General features: G+C 59.4%; 10 protein-coding genes. 6 read left to right on the top strand and 4 right to left on the bottom strand.

Annotated elements, in window-relative coordinates; translation table 11 throughout:
• Window positions 1-29: 29 nt before the first annotated feature.
• Window positions 30-3,467, bottom strand: a complete 3,438-nt coding sequence (mfd, locus tag IEY47_RS01970; RefSeq protein WP_188981454.1) for a transcription-repair coupling factor — start codon at window positions 3,465-3,467, stop codon at window positions 30-32.
• A gap of 178 nt (window positions 3,468-3,645) precedes the next feature.
• Between mfd and IEY47_RS01965 the strand changes: the two genes are divergently transcribed.
• Both IEY47_RS01965 and sthA read left to right on the top strand, forming a co-directional pair.
• A complete protein-coding gene (locus IEY47_RS01965; protein ID WP_188981453.1) occupies window positions 3,646-5,097 on the top strand; it encodes a glyceraldehyde-3-phosphate dehydrogenase in 1,452 nt (483 codons plus the stop codon).
• A 339-nt stretch (window positions 5,098-5,436) separates the two neighbouring features.
• Window positions 5,437-6,831 (top strand): Si-specific NAD(P)(+) transhydrogenase, encoded by a 1,395-nt coding sequence (gene sthA / locus IEY47_RS01960; RefSeq protein ID WP_188981452.1) that lies wholly within the window; start codon window positions 5,437-5,439, stop codon window positions 6,829-6,831.
• Window positions 6,832-7,173: 342 nt separating this feature from the next.
• Here the strand turns inward: sthA and IEY47_RS01955 are convergent, their stop codons facing one another.
• From IEY47_RS01955 to IEY47_RS01945, 3 genes are read right to left on the bottom strand one after another with little or no spacing between them, the layout of a single operon-like run.
• Window positions 7,174-7,893: a glycerophosphodiester phosphodiesterase gene (locus IEY47_RS01955; RefSeq protein ID WP_188981451.1), complete on the bottom strand. Its 720-nt coding sequence runs from the start codon at window positions 7,891-7,893 to the stop codon at window positions 7,174-7,176.
• A 1-nt stretch (window position 7,894) separates the two neighbouring features.
• Window positions 7,895-8,170, bottom strand: coding sequence for a phosphodiesterase (locus tag IEY47_RS01950; protein ID WP_188981777.1), 276 nt, complete (start codon window positions 8,168-8,170; stop codon window positions 7,895-7,897).
• Between the two features lie 23 nt (window positions 8,171-8,193).
• Entirely contained in the window at window positions 8,194-8,778 is a 585-nt protein-coding gene (locus tag IEY47_RS01945; RefSeq protein WP_188981450.1) for a PilZ domain-containing protein, read from the bottom strand.
• A gap of 179 nt (window positions 8,779-8,957) precedes the next feature.
• Between IEY47_RS01945 and IEY47_RS01940 the strand changes: the two genes are divergently transcribed.
• The 4 genes from IEY47_RS01940 (at window position 8,958) to IEY47_RS01925 (ending at window position 14,703) form a co-directional block, all read left to right on the top strand.
• Window positions 8,958-10,211: a lipoprotein-releasing ABC transporter permease subunit gene (locus tag IEY47_RS01940; protein WP_188981449.1), complete on the top strand. Its 1,254-nt coding sequence runs from the start codon at window positions 8,958-8,960 to the stop codon at window positions 10,209-10,211.
• Window positions 10,204-10,884, top strand: coding sequence for a lipoprotein-releasing ABC transporter ATP-binding protein LolD (gene lolD / locus IEY47_RS01935; protein ID WP_188981448.1), 681 nt, complete (start codon window positions 10,204-10,206; stop codon window positions 10,882-10,884). Before IEY47_RS01940 ends, lolD begins: the two co-directional genes overlap by 8 nt.
• Window positions 10,885-10,890: 6 nt before the next feature.
• Window positions 10,891-12,135: a lipoprotein-releasing ABC transporter permease subunit gene (locus tag IEY47_RS01930; RefSeq protein WP_188981447.1), complete on the top strand. Its 1,245-nt coding sequence runs from the start codon at window positions 10,891-10,893 to the stop codon at window positions 12,133-12,135.
• A 348-nt stretch (window positions 12,136-12,483) separates the two neighbouring features.
• Window positions 12,484-14,703 (top strand): DNA internalization-related competence protein ComEC/Rec2, encoded by a 2,220-nt coding sequence (locus IEY47_RS01925; protein ID WP_188981446.1) that lies wholly within the window; start codon window positions 12,484-12,486, stop codon window positions 14,701-14,703.
• Window positions 14,704-14,757: the final 54 nt, after the last annotated feature.

Here is a 14,757-nt window from a genome sequence, read left to right as displayed (position 1 = left end):
GGCCTCTCGTTTCCATGGCCATGCGTGGATTATTCGGCTGGCGCCAGGCGTTCGAGCAATGCCTCGATGACATTGAAGCGCTCTTCCGCCCGTTCCATCGGCACCTGGAATCTGAAGAGTGTCGCACCCTCGAACTTGTAGCGATTAGGTTGCCCCTGGATGAGCTTGATGAGCGTCAGCGGGTCGACTTTCGTATCGGCCGCGAATTCGATGCGGCCACCCTGCGGCCCTCCATCGATCTTCAAAATGCCCAACGCATCGGCTCTCAATTTCAGCAAGGTCAGGCGAACCAGGTTCTTGGTCTGTTCGGGTAGCAGGCCAAAACGATCGATCATCTCCACCTGCAGCTCTTTCAGCCCGTCTTCATCGGTCGCGTTGGCAATACGTTTGTAGAGGATCAACCGCCCATGAACGTCCGGTAGATAGTCTTCTGGAATCAAGGCTGGAATGCGCAGGTTGATTTCTGGACCGCCACCCAAGGGCTGTTCGAGATTGGGCTGCTCGCCTTTCTGGATCGCCTTGACCGCACGCTCGAGCATTTCCATGTACAGCGTGAAGCCCACCGCTTGGATTTGGCCACTCTGGCCTTCGCCCAGGAGTTCGCCGGCGCCGCGGATCTCAAGGTCGTGCGTTGCGAGAACGAAGCCCGCTCCAAGGTCCTGCGCGTTGGCAATGGCTTCTAGGCGCTTTTCGGCGTCCGGCGTCATACCTTTGCGCTGCGGCGTCAGCAGATAAGCATAGGCCTGGTGATGGCTACGGCCGACACGGCCGCGGAGCTGATGGAGCTGAGCCAGGCCGAATTTGTCAGCGCGCTCAATGATGATGGTGTTCGCGCTGGGAACGTCGATCCCAGTTTCGATGATGGTTGACGCCACGAGCACGTTGAAGCGCTTGTGATAGAAGTCGCTCATCACGCGCTCGAGATCGCGTTCGTTCATTTGCCCATGACCGACAGCGATACGGGCCTCAGGTACCAGCTCGGCAAGATCGGCAGCGCACTTCTCGATCGTCTTGACCTCGTTGTGCAGGTAATAGACCTGACCGCCACGCAACAGCTCGCGAAGCAACGCCTCCTTGATGACGGCGTTCTGCTGCTCCATGACGAACGTGCGCACAGAAAGCCGGCGGGCTGGCGGTGTGGCGATGATCGAGAGATCACGCATGCCAGCGACAGCCATGTTGAGCGTTCGCGGAATCGGTGTGGCGGTCAGTGTAAGAATGTCGACTTCGCTGCGCAGCGCTTTGAGCTGCTCTTTCTGGCGTACGCCAAACCGGTGCTCTTCGTCGATGATGACGAGGCCCAGGTTCTGGAACTTCACATCCCCCTGCAGCAGTTTGTGCGTGCCGATGAGGATATCTACCTTGCCTTCGGCCAACTGCTGGGCGGCGCCTTCAATTTCCTTGGCCGACTTGAAGCGGCTCATCACCTCCACGCGTACGGGCCAATCGGCGAAGCGGTCGCGGAAGCTGTTGTAGTGCTGCTGGGCGAGGAGGGTGGTCGGTACGAGCACCGCCACCTGCTTGCCACTGTGGACGGCAATGAACGCCGCGCGCATGGCAACTTCGGTCTTGCCGAAGCCCACATCGCCGCAAACGAGACGATCCATCGGGCGCGGCGAGAGCATGTCGGCGCGGACCGCTTCGATTGCGGTCTGTTGATCCACGGTTTCCTCGAACGGGAATCCCGCACTGAAGGTTTCGTAATCGGCTCTCGGGTCGTTGAACGCATAGCCCTCGCGCGCGGCGCGTCGGGCGTAGACGTCGAGCAGCTCGGCGGCGACATCGCGAATCTGCTCAGCCGCTTTGCGCTTGGCTTTTTGCCAGGTTTCCGAACCCAGGCGGTGGAGTGGGGCGAGGGCGTCGTCGCTCCCGGTATAGCGCGCGATCAAGTGCAGGCTGGAAACCGGCACGTACAGCTTGGCTTCATCGGCGTATTGCAGTGCCAGGAATTCTGCGGCCTGGCCCTCGATTTCCAGCGTGATCAACCCAAGGTAGCGACCGACGCCGTGGTCGATATGGACGACCGGCGCGCCTTCACGCAACTCGGTGAGGTTCTTGATGACGTTTTCGCCACCGTCGCGCGTTTTTTCCCGGCGCCGACGCTGCATGACGCGCTGGCCAAACAGTGGGCTTTCCGCGATCAGGGCAATGTCGTCGAGCAACAGCCCGTCGTCGAGCGGCGCGATGGTGATTGCCAGGCGATCTGCGGACGAAGTGAAGGCCGACCAACTGTCGACTTCTGTCGGTTGGAGCTTCAGTCGCGCCAGCATTTCCAGCAGTACTTCACGGCGACCCGCGGATTCTGCGGTGAACAGCACGCGGCCGTCGTAGCCTTCGAGGAAGCGGCGCAACGCGCCCATCGGTTCGGTGGCTTTGGCCTCGATGGCAAGCTCGGGGAAACGGTGGGTAACGAAGCGTTCCCGTCCCACGCCCGGCTCGATGTCGTCCGCGCCGGCTACGACACGCGGCCAGTTCTTCAGTCGCGCGAAGCAGTCTTCCACCGGCAGAAACAACTCATTCGGCGGGAGCAGTGGCCGTTCCGGGTCGTAGCGGCGATCTTCGTAGCGGCTGCGTACGTCCGTCCAGAACTGGTCCGCGGCCTGCTCGATACCGGCGAGGGAGAACACCTGAGTGTCCTGTGGCAAATAGTCGAACAGCGTCGCAGTTTCTTCGAAGAACAGCGGCAGGTAGTACTCGATGCCCGCTGGAGTGATGCCGGTGGACAGATCCTGGTAGATCGGGCAGCGACGGAAGTCGACATCGAAGCGCTCGCGAAAGCGCGCACGAAAGCCGGTCACGGCTTCTTTGCGGAGCGGGAACTCACGGGCGGGCAGCAGGCGGACGGAGTCCACTTTGTCGATCGAGCGCTGGGTTTCGGGATCGAACGTACGCAGGGTTTCGATTTCGTCGTCGAACAGGTCTATTCGGTAAGGGTGTGCGCTGCCCATCGGAAATAGATCGATGAGCGCACCGCGAACGGCGAATTCACCATGCTCGTAGACCGTCTCCACGTAGCGATAGCCGGCGGCCTCCAGACGTAGACGCATCTGCTCGACATCTAGGCGTTGGCCTACGTCGAGTACTAGGCTCGAGCCCAGCAGAAATTGGGTTGGCGCCAATCGGTGTAGCGCCGTCACGATAGGGACTACGAGAATGCCGTGGGTAAGCTCCGGCAGCCGATACAGTGTGGCGATACGCTGCGAAGTGATGTCTTGGTGCGGCGAAAACACATCGTATGGAAGCGTCTCCCAATCGGGGAAATGCAGCACTGGGAGATCTGGGGCGAAGAACTTGAGCTCTTGCTCGAAGCGCTCGGCCGTCTGACTGTCCGCTGTCAGCAACAACGTGAAACGCTTGGCGGCGCTGGCGGACTCGGCAATCGCCAGAGGCAGTGCGGCCCCTTGAAGATTACCCCACTGTTGCTTGCCTGCCGCGTTGGGCAGAGTTGGAAGGCGCAATACAGACACGTGAGAGGATGGCTCCGTTCAGAATTCGGGCGCGGCGATTGTAACTATCCAAGAGATGCGCTGTCAGTGTGATCGGGAGGCGTCATCAATTGTTCCCCCCGGCTGCAGATTGCCGTCTTCAGTAGGCGTCGTCATAATGTAGCCCCTGTTTTCAGCCCCTACATAGGAAGGTACGACAGTGACTCAAAAGCCCGACCAGTGTCTTGGTGAATGGATTGATCGTGAAGCTCTGGCGGAGGCCATGATACCGCTGATCGGTCAGCTCTACCGGAACAATAACGTCGCGATCACCCTGTACGGTCGCAGCCTTATCAACCGCTCCGTCATCGATCTATTGAAGGGACACCGCTTCACTCGTCACCGCCAGGCGGACGAAGTCGAGTTGTCCGTTCAGGAAACCTTCCCGCTGCTCAAAACGTTGAGCGAGCTCAAGTTGGGCCCGGCGACCATCGATCTTGGCCGCCTGACCGTCAAGTTCAAGGAAGAAGGAAACGGCCGCAGCGTCGAAGCATTCCTCCGCGAAGAACTGGCCGATGTCATCGGCAAGCAAGGTTCCAGCGATCGCAAAGGCCGTGACATCGTCCTTTATGGTTTTGGCCGTATCGGACGCTTGCTGGCGCGCATCATGGTCGAGAAGACTGGCGGCGGCGAAGGCCTGCGTCTGCGTGCGATCGTCGTGCGCAAAGGTGCCGACAACGATCTCTCCAAGCGTGCAAGCCTGCTGCGCCGTGACTCGGTACACGGCTCCTTCGATGGCACTATCATCGTCGACGAAGAGAACAGCAACCTGCTGATCAACGGCAACCTGGTTCACGTGATCTATTCGAACGATCCGTCCACCGTTGACTACACCCAGTACGGCATCAACAACGCGCTGGTTGTGGATAACACCGGTAAGTGGCGCGATGCAGAAGGTCTGTCCCTGCACCTCAAGTGCCCGGGCGTCGATCGCGTGATTCTGACGGCACCTGGCAAGGGCGCGCTGAAGAATATCGTGCACGGTATCAACCACGGTACGATCACCGACGAAGACAAGATCGTCACCGCGGCATCTTGCACCACCAACGCTATCGTCCCGGTGCTCAAGGCGCTGAACGACAAGTACGGCATCGTCAACGGCCACGTTGAAACGGTTCACTCGTACACGAACGACCAGAACCTGATCGACAACTTCCACAAAGGCAATCGCCGTGGCCGCAGTGCGGCGCTGAACATGGTGATCACCGAGACGGGTGCGGCCAAGGCCGTGGCCAAAGCACTGCCGGAATTGGCGGGCAAGCTGACGGGTAACGCCATTCGCGTACCGACGCCAAACGTGTCGATGGCGATCCTGAACCTGAACCTTGAGAAGGCCACCGATCGCGAAGAAGTCAATGAGTACCTGCGCCACATGGCCCTGTACTCTGACCTGCACGAGCAGATCGACTTCGTGAACTCGCCGGAAGTGGTTTCCAGCGACTTCGTCGGTTCGCGCTACGCTGGTGTCGTCGATGCCGAAGCGACCATCTGCCACGACAATCGTGTCGTCCTGTACGTCTGGTACGACAACGAGTTCGGTTACAGCTGCCAGGTCGTTCGCGTTCTCGAAGAAATGGCCGGTGTGAAGCCCGCGGATTTCCCCCGCGCGTAACGATGTTGGTCGAAAAGCAAGGGAGCCTCAGGGCTCCCTTCTTTATTGCACGACAGAAAATGTACTTTGTTCACCAGACACGCCTGCGCAAGAAACTGGATTTCGATGTTCTAGCGGTTCTTGTTATCGCTCTGAACGATGGTTTTCCAGTCAAGGTCAGCAATAGCAAGAGGCAAAGATGGAGCTCGATAGGGGCCCCGCTGCGCGGCCTCAAGCCTGCAAGAACGAAGCGAACTGCGCTACGATGCGCACCGGCGCCGGGCCTGCGGCGCTCAGTCGCAGGTCTGCAACGATCCAGCGGGTGCACGAGAACGTGTTTCTGCGTGAATAGGAGTAAACATGGCTGTCTATAACTACGATGTGGTGGTGCTGGGCTCTGGACCGGCGGGTGAAGGGGCAGCCATGAACGCTGCCAAGGCCGGACGCAAGGTGGCGGTCGTGGATAACCGCCCTTTGGTTGGCGGCAACTGCACCCATCTCGGAACGATCCCTTCGAAGGCGCTGCGCCACTCGGTTCGGCAGATCATGCAGTTCAACAACAATCCCATGTTCCGCCAGATCGGCGAGCCGCGTTGGTTCTCCTTTCCGGATGTGTTGAGGAGTGCGGAAAAAGTCATCTCCAAGCAGGTGGCATCCCGGACGAGCTACTACGCTCGAAACCGGGTCGACACCTTCTTTGGTACCGCGAGTTTCGCCGATGACCAGACCGTTCAGGTTGTTTGCCTGAATGGCATGATGGAAACGCTGATCGCCAAGCAATTCGTTATTGCGACCGGGTCGCGTCCCTATCGGCCTGCGGACATCGACTTTTCGCATCCTCGTGTTTACGACAGCGATACCATTCTGAGTTTGAACCACACCCCGCGCCGGTTAGTGATCTACGGAGCAGGTGTCATTGGTTGCGAATACGCCTCGATTTTCAGCGGCCTTGGTGTTCTGGTCGACCTCATCGACACGCGGGATCAGTTGCTCAGCTTCTTGGACGACGAAATCTCGGACGCGCTCAGCTACCACCTACGAACCAACAATGTAGTCGTTCGGCACAATGAAGAGTACGAGCGCGTTGAAGGGCAGGATCACGGTGTCGTACTGCATATGAAGTCCGGCAAGAAGATCAAGGCCGACGCATTGCTGTGGTGTAACGGTCGGACCGGTAACACAGACAAGCTTGGGTTGGAGAACGTCGGCGTCAAGGTGAACAGCCGCGGACAGATTCAGGTCGACGAGTGCTACCGTACCGAAGCCGGCAATATCTACGGTGCCGGAGACGTGATCGGCTGGCCTAGCCTCGCCAGCGCTGCATATGACCAAGGTCGTTCCGCCGCAGGTAGCATCGTGGAGAACGGCAGCTGGCGGGAGGTGGATGACATCCCTACCGGGATCTACACCATTCCGGAAATCAGTTCGCTGGGCAAGACGGAGCGTGAGTTGACGCAGGCTCAGGTGCCTTATGAAGTGGGTAAAGCGTTTTTCAAGAGTATGGCGCGGGCTCAGATTTCCCATGAGCCGGTAGGGATGCTGAAGCTGTTGTTCCACCGCGAAACACTCGAAGTGCTTGGCGTGCATTGCTTCGGCTACCAGGCTTCGGAAATCGTCCACATCGGCCAGGCGATCATGAATCAGAAGGGCGAAGCCAACACCCTCAAGTACTTCATCAACACCACGTTCAACTATCCGACAATGGCCGAGGCGTATCGCGTCGCGGCGTTCGATGGGTTGAATCGGCTGTTCTAGGTTGGCTTAGCGCCAGCCGCGGCCCGGCCCGCTCCTACAGAGCGTGGGCTTGGCCTGCTAGCCGAGGCAGCCACGGACTACAGCACTTTTGTAGGAGCGAGCTTGCTCGCGAATGCGGTATTACTGTTGCCACTTCACCGTCTGACCGATTTCGTTCGCGGGCAAGCCCGCCCCTACAGAGAGTGAGCTTAGCTTGCTACCTTGGGAAGCCACGGACTACGACGCTTTTGTAGGAGCGGGCTGGGCAGCGATCGGCTTGCCCGCAGATACCCTGATAGGGGCAACTCAATTTTCTCGGCGGCCGTCGCGTTCAGTGAAAACCAGAGGGCCGGCCTTTCCCTGCTAACGCTGCAATGTCCTTACCGCCAGCCCCGGATAGTCGGTGATGATGCTGTCGACGCCGAAGTCGGCAAGCCGGCGCATCAGGGCTGCTTCATTGACCGTCCAGACCGAGACATGCAAACCCTGTTTTTGGGCCTTTAGTAGTCGTTCAGGCGTGCATAGCGTCCAGTTCAGCGCCAGGATGCTGCAGTCGTACGCTTTAGCTGCTTTCAGCGGATCAATCCAGGCGTATTCCGCGACGAGGCCGCGCGAGATGTTGGGAGTTAGCCGTTGTAGCGCCCGCAACACTTCTCGAGAGCTCGACGTGACGGTGATCTTGTCGAGCAATCCATGTTTGGTCGCGAGCGCTTCGATCGCCTGAACCGTTCTGGCGGCTCTGACGCGCGAGGCGCTTTTTACTTCCAGCTGCCAATGTTCGAACGGGCACTTTTCGAACAGCTCATCCAATGTCGGAATTGGCGCTGGCTTGATATGACCCGGCCCACCGTGACGTGCGTCGACGTTGATCAAATCCGCCGAGTGTTGTTCAGCGACCTTACCGCGACGGCCAGTCGTACGGCGCAGGGTGGGATCATGGATCACCATGAGTTCGCCATCACGTGACAGATGCAGGTCGAGCTCGCAGCGGCGCACGCCATGCTCGAGACAGGTTTGAAAGCCAACCAGTGTGTTCTCCGGCGCTTCGCCCTTGGCGCCGCGGTGTCCATAAATGAGCGTCACGTCATTCTTCCTTCTGCATGCGGGGCTGATGATGGCGGACGCTGTTAACGACCCTATCGTCCTCGAAATAGACGCTGAACTCGCGATAATCCCAACGCTGGATCGGCGGCTTGCCAACGGGGTCGTGCTCGTCGTCCGCGAGGCCATATCTTTCTAGCACAGCTTGTCGAGACATGCCGTTCGTTGGAATAGCCATGCCGCTCGCGCCTTGCGCGCCGATCGGCAAGGTAATCGTCTCGGCCATGGAAGCACTCATGCTTGACCAGGTGATGACCATCAGCAGCAGCTTGAAGCAACGGATCACAGGGAGGGCTCCGCCTGCTCGCGGGCGAGTCGCCTGGCCTGGGCTTGCCGCTGGAGAATATGGCGTGCCAGCAGTTGCCGTTGCGCATCCGTGGTTTCTTCGAATTCCGTACCGATGTCGAACCCGCCGGTGTCGCGGGGCTGGCAGTGCAATACTCTAGCGTTGAGCTGCAACCCCAAGGCCTGTGGAAGCAATACGATACGCATCGTAAGGCGCATGCCGGCGGGGTACTCGTTTTCATCGGAGAAGCGTATGCCACCCTCGGAAAGGATGACGCGCCGTGGCGGGCCTACATCGCGCAGCAAGTGCTGCGCGACCACGCGTCCTAACAGGTCTACCCGTTTATTGATGGTTTTGAGGTAGCTTGCGGTGGCGCGATCCTTTTCGCCGATCTGGCGCAGCAGGTGCTGGGATTCGAAGTCCATGGCGTGCAGATCGGCGAGCAGATTGAATAATGTGGAATCGTCTTGCCGAAAGTCTTCCGTGGGTAGGGGCTCGACCGCAAGCGGCTGAATTTCCAGTGCTATGGAATCCTCGATGCGATAGTATTCGCGCCGATCATCTGCTTCGTGTGTCGACATGGTGATCCCGTGGCTGCGTTGACTGAGCGAGTGTATCAGGCCTCTGTAGCCCGCCGGTGTGCCCGGCGTTCATGATGAATGCAGCGTCGCAACATTCATTGACGGCTCGCACGGCACCTCCTTTTAGGGAGCCTGTCCAAGCCCTGCATTCCTGCTTTCATCCAGCGAATCGGCCTTACATGTTCAGACCGCTGTCCCTCTACATCGGCTCGCGCTATACGCGGGCCAAGCGTCGAAACCACTTCGTTTCCTTCATTTCTTTGACCTCGATCATCGGCCTGGCACTTGGCGTACTCGTCATGATTGTCGTGCTGTCCGTGATGAACGGCTTCGACCGCGAAATGCGCGAACGCGTGCTAGGGCTCGTGCCTCACGTCAGCGTTGAATCGCCCGAGCCTATCAAGGACTGGCGCAGCCTCGCCAAAGAGCTCCAAGCGCATAGCGGTGTTCTGGCTGTGGCGCCCTACACGCAAATGCAAGGATTGTTGACCAGCACCGGAGAAGCGCAAAAGGTGCTGGTTGACGCCATCGATCCGGCCGAAGAGGCGAAGGTGTCCATCATCAATCGCTTTTTCAAGCCTGGCGAGGGCTCGCTAGATGCGCTGAAGCCGGGCGAGTTCGGCATCGTGCTAGGGGATACGGCGGCCAAGCGTCTGGGTGTCGGTGTCGGTGACAAGGTCACCTTTGTCGCGCCCGAGGTTTCCGTCACGCCAGCGGGCATGTTCCCGCGCATGAAGCGTTTCACTGTAGTCGGCCTGTTCCACGTCGGAGCAGGGGAGTTGGACGGTTATCTTGCACTGACGCACTACAACGACGCCGCCCGCCTGAAGCGCTGGCCAGGTGATGAGGTGCAAGGCGTCCGTTTGAAGCTCGAGGACTTGTTCCAAGCGCCGCAAACCGGTTGGGAGTTGTCAGAAAAACTCGGCCAACGCTATTACGCCCGTGATTGGACGCGCACGCATGGCAATCTCTACCAGGCCATTCGCATGGAAAAGTCCATCATCGGTCTGCTGTTACTGCTGATTGTCGCGGTCGCGGCTTTCAACATCATTTCCACGCTGGTCATGGTCGTTAACGACAAACGTTCCGACATTGCCATCCTGCGCACGCTTGGCGCTACGCCCGGCCAGATCATGCGCATCTTCATGGTTCAAGGCACGGTCATCGGTGTCTTTGGCACGGCGATTGGCGGCGTGCTGGGTGTGCTCGCCGCCCTCAACGTCAGTGCAGGCATCGCATTGCTCGAGCGTGTAATGGGGCACAAATTCCTTAGCGCAGACGTTTATTTCATCGATTATCTGCCGTCCGAGGTCTTGGTTTCGGACGTGATATTGATTTGCTCGGCAGCCCTGGTTCTGGGCTTCCTCGCTACCCTATATCCCGCCTGGCGTGCTGCGCGCACCCGGCCTGCGGAGGTTTTGCGTCATGAATGATTCCGTACTCAGCTGCCGCGATCTGGGCAAGCAATACGAGGAAGGTCCGCAAACAGTCAGTGTGCTGACGGGTGTACAGCTCGAGCTTCGCGCCGGTGAGCGTATCGCCATCGTCGGCAGCTCAGGTTCGGGCAAAAGTACGCTGCTCAACCTGCTGGGCGGCCTTGATACGCCGAGCACGGGGAGCGTGTGGCTCGCCGGACAGGAGCTTTCGTCGCTCAGCGAGAAGGCGCGGGGGATGTTGCGCAACCGCTCGCTGGGGTTCGTCTACCAGTTTCACCATTTGCTGCCGGAATTCACCGCGCTGGAAAATGTGTGCATGCCGTTGTTGATAGGACGAATGCCGATTCCTGAAGCCCGCCAACGTGCGTCCACGCTCTTGCAGCGCGTCGGCCTCGGTCACCGGCTGGACCACAAGCCAAGCGAGTTGTCTGGAGGTGAGCGTCAGCGGGTGGCGATTGCCCGTGCATTGGTCAATCAGCCTGCACTAGTGCTGCTCGATGAACCCACAGGTAACCTCGATCAGCACACGGCCCAGGGCATTCAAGAACTCATGCTGGAGTTGAGCCAGTCCTCACGGACCGCGTTTCTCGTCGTCACCCACAGCCTGGAGCTGGCGCACCAGATGGATCGGGTGCTGCGCCTCGAGGAAGGCCATCTGGTGGAGGCATAACGGATCATGTTCAGGCCTCTCGCAATTTTTATCGGCGCGCGTTACACGCGGGCCAAGCGCCGCAATCACTTCATTTCTTTCATTTCCCTAACCTCGATGATCGGCCTTGGACTGGGGGTCATGGCGATGATTGTCGTGCTGTCGGTGATGAACGGGTTCCAACAGGAAATGAGCTCGCGCATCCTCGGCATGGTGCCGCACGCCGTGGTGACGGCGGGCGAGCCATTGGACGATTGGCGGGTACAGGCAAAGGCCTTGACGGCCGATCCGCGTGTCGAAGCCGCAGTTCCGTTCGCGGAGCTCGATGGCATGCTGTCGTTCCATGGTTCGATGCAACCGGTGCAGATTCACGGCATCGATCCTGCGGAGGAATCCAAGGTGTCGATCGTTGCTGACCATGTGACGCAAGGTCGATTGAACGCCCTGCAGCCCGGAGAGTTCGGCATCGTGATCGGCGAGCTGGTCGCTCGTCGGTTCGGTTTGCGGATGGGCGATCGTCTGACCCTGATCGTGCCGGAAGTCAGCGCGACGTCAAGCGCCGTTACGCCGCGTATGCACCGCCTGACCATCGTTGGCATGTTCAAGGTAGGCGCGGAAATAGATGGGTCATTAGGGCTCATCCACATCGCCGATGCCGAACAAATTCAGCGTAACGAGCCCGGAAAGGTCGAGTCTCTCCGGCTGAAACTGAAGGATCTGTACGCAGCGCCGCAAGTGTCCGCTGACCTTGCCAGTCGCTTGGGTGCCGATTTCACGGCAAGCGACTGGACGAAGAGCCAGGGCAGTTTGTTTGCTGCGATGAAGATGGAAAAGACCATGATCGGGCTTTTGTTGCTGCTGATCATTGCTGTCGCCGCGTTCAATATCATTGCCACGCTGATCATGGTGGTGGCCGACAAGCAGGCGGATATCGCCATCTTGCGCACACTTGGCGCGACCCCTGGGCAGATCATGGCGACGTTCATGGTGCAGGGTACGGTGATTGGTAGTGTCGGGACGTTGACCGGCGGCATTCTCGGCGTTTTGTTGGCGTTGAACGTCAGTGAAGTCGTGAACTGGATCGAGCGGGTAACCGGGCAACACGTGTTCAGCTCCGACATCTACTTTGTGAATTCGCTACCGTCCCAATTGCAGATGGGAGATGTCGCCTTGATCTGCGCGGCGGGATTTCTGCTCAGTTTCCTGGCGACGCTCTATCCCGCAAGGCGCGCCGCACAGACGCAGCCAGCCGAAGCATTGCGCTACGAGTAGATGGCGTAGGCTAGGGTCTGTTGCCGTTTCGTCGCGAGCCGCGTTGCTGCGAGAGATGGCCTCCGGTTAGGCGCAGGATGCAGGTAATGGCTATTCCCTTGCCAAATCCTGCAACGACAGCGGAGGCCATTTCCCGCGCAACCCGTAGGGACGGGCCTGTTTTGGCGCGCGGCGTCGTTGCGGCCGCGAACGAAGCGGCAACAGACCCTAGGCGCTGGTCAGACCGTGCACCAGTTCCTCCGCAGCCGGCGTGTGTTTGATAGGGTGCCGTCCCTGCTCGCGGCGCGTTTGAACCTATAAAGCGCCAGTAGCTCTTCTTCGCTGAAAGCCAAAGGAAAAGGATTTCCGATGCGCCTAGCCCTGTTGGCGTTAGCGGCCGGCCTTGTTTCATTGAGGTTTTTGCCAAGCCTGCCGCCGGGATGGATTCTGGCCTTGCTCGCGGTCGTCTCGCCGGTATTTCTGCTGTCGCGCGCGTTCGTACTTTCCTTTTTTCTGCTGGGCTTCACCTGGGCCTGCTTCTCCGCGCAGAACGCCCTGGATGACAGGCTCGCGCCGGCTTTAGACGGGCGCACCCTGTGGGTTACCGGGAACGTGGTTGGCCTTCCTGAACAGACGGCAGATGGGGTGCGGTTCGAGCTCGCGAATGCGCGATCGCGACGCGCCGAATTGCCGTCCTTGCTGCGTCTTTCTTGGCGTGGTGGTCCAGACCTCAAAGCGGGAGAACATCTGCGAGTCGCCGTGACACTGAGGGCGCCGCACGGGCTGGTGAATCCGGTTGGGTTCGACTACGAGGCGTGGTTGTTAGCGCGTCGTATTGGCGCGACGGGAACCGTGAAGGCCGGTGAGCAGGTGGCGGCGCCAGGCGGCCTGAACGGATTGCGCGATTCGATAAGGCAGGCGCTGTTCGAGCAGGACGCCTATGGTCGCGAAGGCGCATTGGCTGCATTGATCGTGGGGGATGGATCTGGGCTTTCGAGCGCGGATTGGACGTTGCTACAGGCTACCGGAACCATCCATCTGATGGTTATTTCGGGTCAGCACATCACCATGGTCGCGGGCCTGGTGTATGGCTTGTTTTTCGGTATGGCGCGTCTTGGGCTGTGGCCCAGGCAATGGCCCTGGATCCCGTGCGCATGCATCGCCGCGTTCTTGGCAGCGTTGACCTATGGGCTGATGGCAGGCTTCCAGGTCCCGGTTCGACGGGCTTGTGTAATGGTCGCGTTGGTTTTGCTCTGGCGTTGGCGATTTCGTCAGTTAGGCATCGTGCTGCCATTGCTCGTCGCGTTGAACGTCGTTCTTCTCGCCGAGCCGTTGGCCGTGCTTCAACCCGGCTTTTGGCTCTCGTTCGGTGCGGTTTCCATCTTGGCGTTGGCCTTCGTAGGTCGTCTTGGTGCTCTGGGCATGCTCGCGACGGCCTGGCGAGCACAGTGGACGGTCACGGTGGGGCTGCTTCCCTTTTTATTGATACTCGGGCTTCCCGTGAGCCTCTCGAGTCCGATTGCAAATCTCATCGCGGTTCCCTGGGTCGGCGTGGGGATTGTGCCGATTGCTTTGTTAGGGTGTTTGCTATTGCCCATTCCCTGGGTCGGATCGAGTCTGCTGTGGTTGGCCGGTTTTCTCCTAGAGCTATTGTTCCGAATCTTGGCGGTGATAGCCGATGCAATTCCCGTTTGGCTTCCAGTACATGTGCCGTGGTGGGGCTGGTTGCTGGGTGGACTGGGCGCGATTTGCCTTCTGCTGCCGGCAGGCACACCAGGGCGGTTATTGGGAGGCATTCTGCTTCTGCCGCTGTTCTTCGCGCCGGCAGAGGAGGTCCCGGAAGGCCAGGCTCATGTCTGGATGTTCGATGTCGGGCAAGGGCAAGCGGTACTTATTCGGACCCGCGATCATGCGTTGGTCTACGATGCAGGGCCGCGATTCGGCGACTTCGACCTTGGGGCCCGGGTCGTCCTGCCAAATGCTCGAGCGTTAGGTGTTCATCGACTGGATGAATTGTTATTGAGTCATGCAGATGCCGATCACGCAGGTGGCGCACTGGCGTTGCATTCTACAATGCCGATCCTCCGAGTCAGCAGTGGAGAGCCAGAGGCGCTACCCGCGGTGTTGAATGCACAATCCTGCGGCGGGGAATCATGGCGCTGGAATGGCGTAACGTTCACGACCTGGCGGAGCCCAGCGCCGAGCGACAGCAACGCATCGTCTTGTGTGCTTCGGGTGGAAGCGAATGGTGAGTCGGTTCTGCTGACGGGGGATGTCGATATGGCCACTGAAAAGCGCCTTATCGAAAGCGGCTGGAACCTACCTTCCCGGTGGTTGCAAGCGGCACATCACGGCAGCAAGACCGGTACCGGCGACCCGTTTCTCGACGCGGTCGCACCTGCCGTCGCGCTGATTTCACGGGGCAAACACAACGGTTACGGCCATCCACACCCCGACGTTATCGGTCGCCTCAATGCGCATGGGGTCGAGGTACTGGATACTGCCGCAACGGGCGCGATCCATATCCAGCTGGGAACGCATGGAAAGGCGATACTCACGCGCCGCGATCACGTTGTCTTCTGGCGTTAAATGCGAGCGTTATCCCTCTTTCCGTCATGGGCCCTATGCTAGAGTGACGCCCTT

The sequence above is a fragment of the Pseudomonas matsuisoli genome, from assembly GCF_014647635.1.
GTDB classification, from domain to species: domain Bacteria; phylum Pseudomonadota; class Gammaproteobacteria; order Pseudomonadales; family Pseudomonadaceae; genus Pseudomonas_P; species Pseudomonas_P matsuisoli.
The sequence above is the reverse complement of the archived record's forward strand: the minus strand, read 5'-3'. Positions and strand labels throughout refer to the sequence as shown.

What these genes read in the sequence shown, in the direction of transcription:
- IEY47_RS01930 (WP_188981447.1), top strand. Translation starts at nt 10,891, where the DNA reads ATGTTCAGGCCTCTCGCAATTTTTATCGGCGCGCGTTACACGCGGGCC.
- sthA (WP_188981452.1), top strand. Translation starts at nt 5,437, where the DNA reads ATGGCTGTCTATAACTACGATGTGGTGGTGCTGGGCTCTGGACCGGCG.
- IEY47_RS01950 (WP_188981777.1), bottom strand. Translation starts at nt 8,170, where the DNA reads ATGGTCATCACCTGGTCAAGCATGAGTGCTTCCATGGCCGAGACGATT.
- IEY47_RS01925 (WP_188981446.1), top strand. Translation starts at nt 12,484, where the DNA reads ATGCGCCTAGCCCTGTTGGCGTTAGCGGCCGGCCTTGTTTCATTGAGG.
- IEY47_RS01940 (WP_188981449.1), top strand. Translation starts at nt 8,958, where the DNA reads ATGTTCAGACCGCTGTCCCTCTACATCGGCTCGCGCTATACGCGGGCC.
- IEY47_RS01945 (WP_188981450.1), bottom strand. Translation starts at nt 8,778, where the DNA reads ATGTCGACACACGAAGCAGATGATCGGCGCGAATACTATCGCATCGAG.
- lolD (WP_188981448.1), top strand. Translation starts at nt 10,204, where the DNA reads ATGAATGATTCCGTACTCAGCTGCCGCGATCTGGGCAAGCAATACGAG.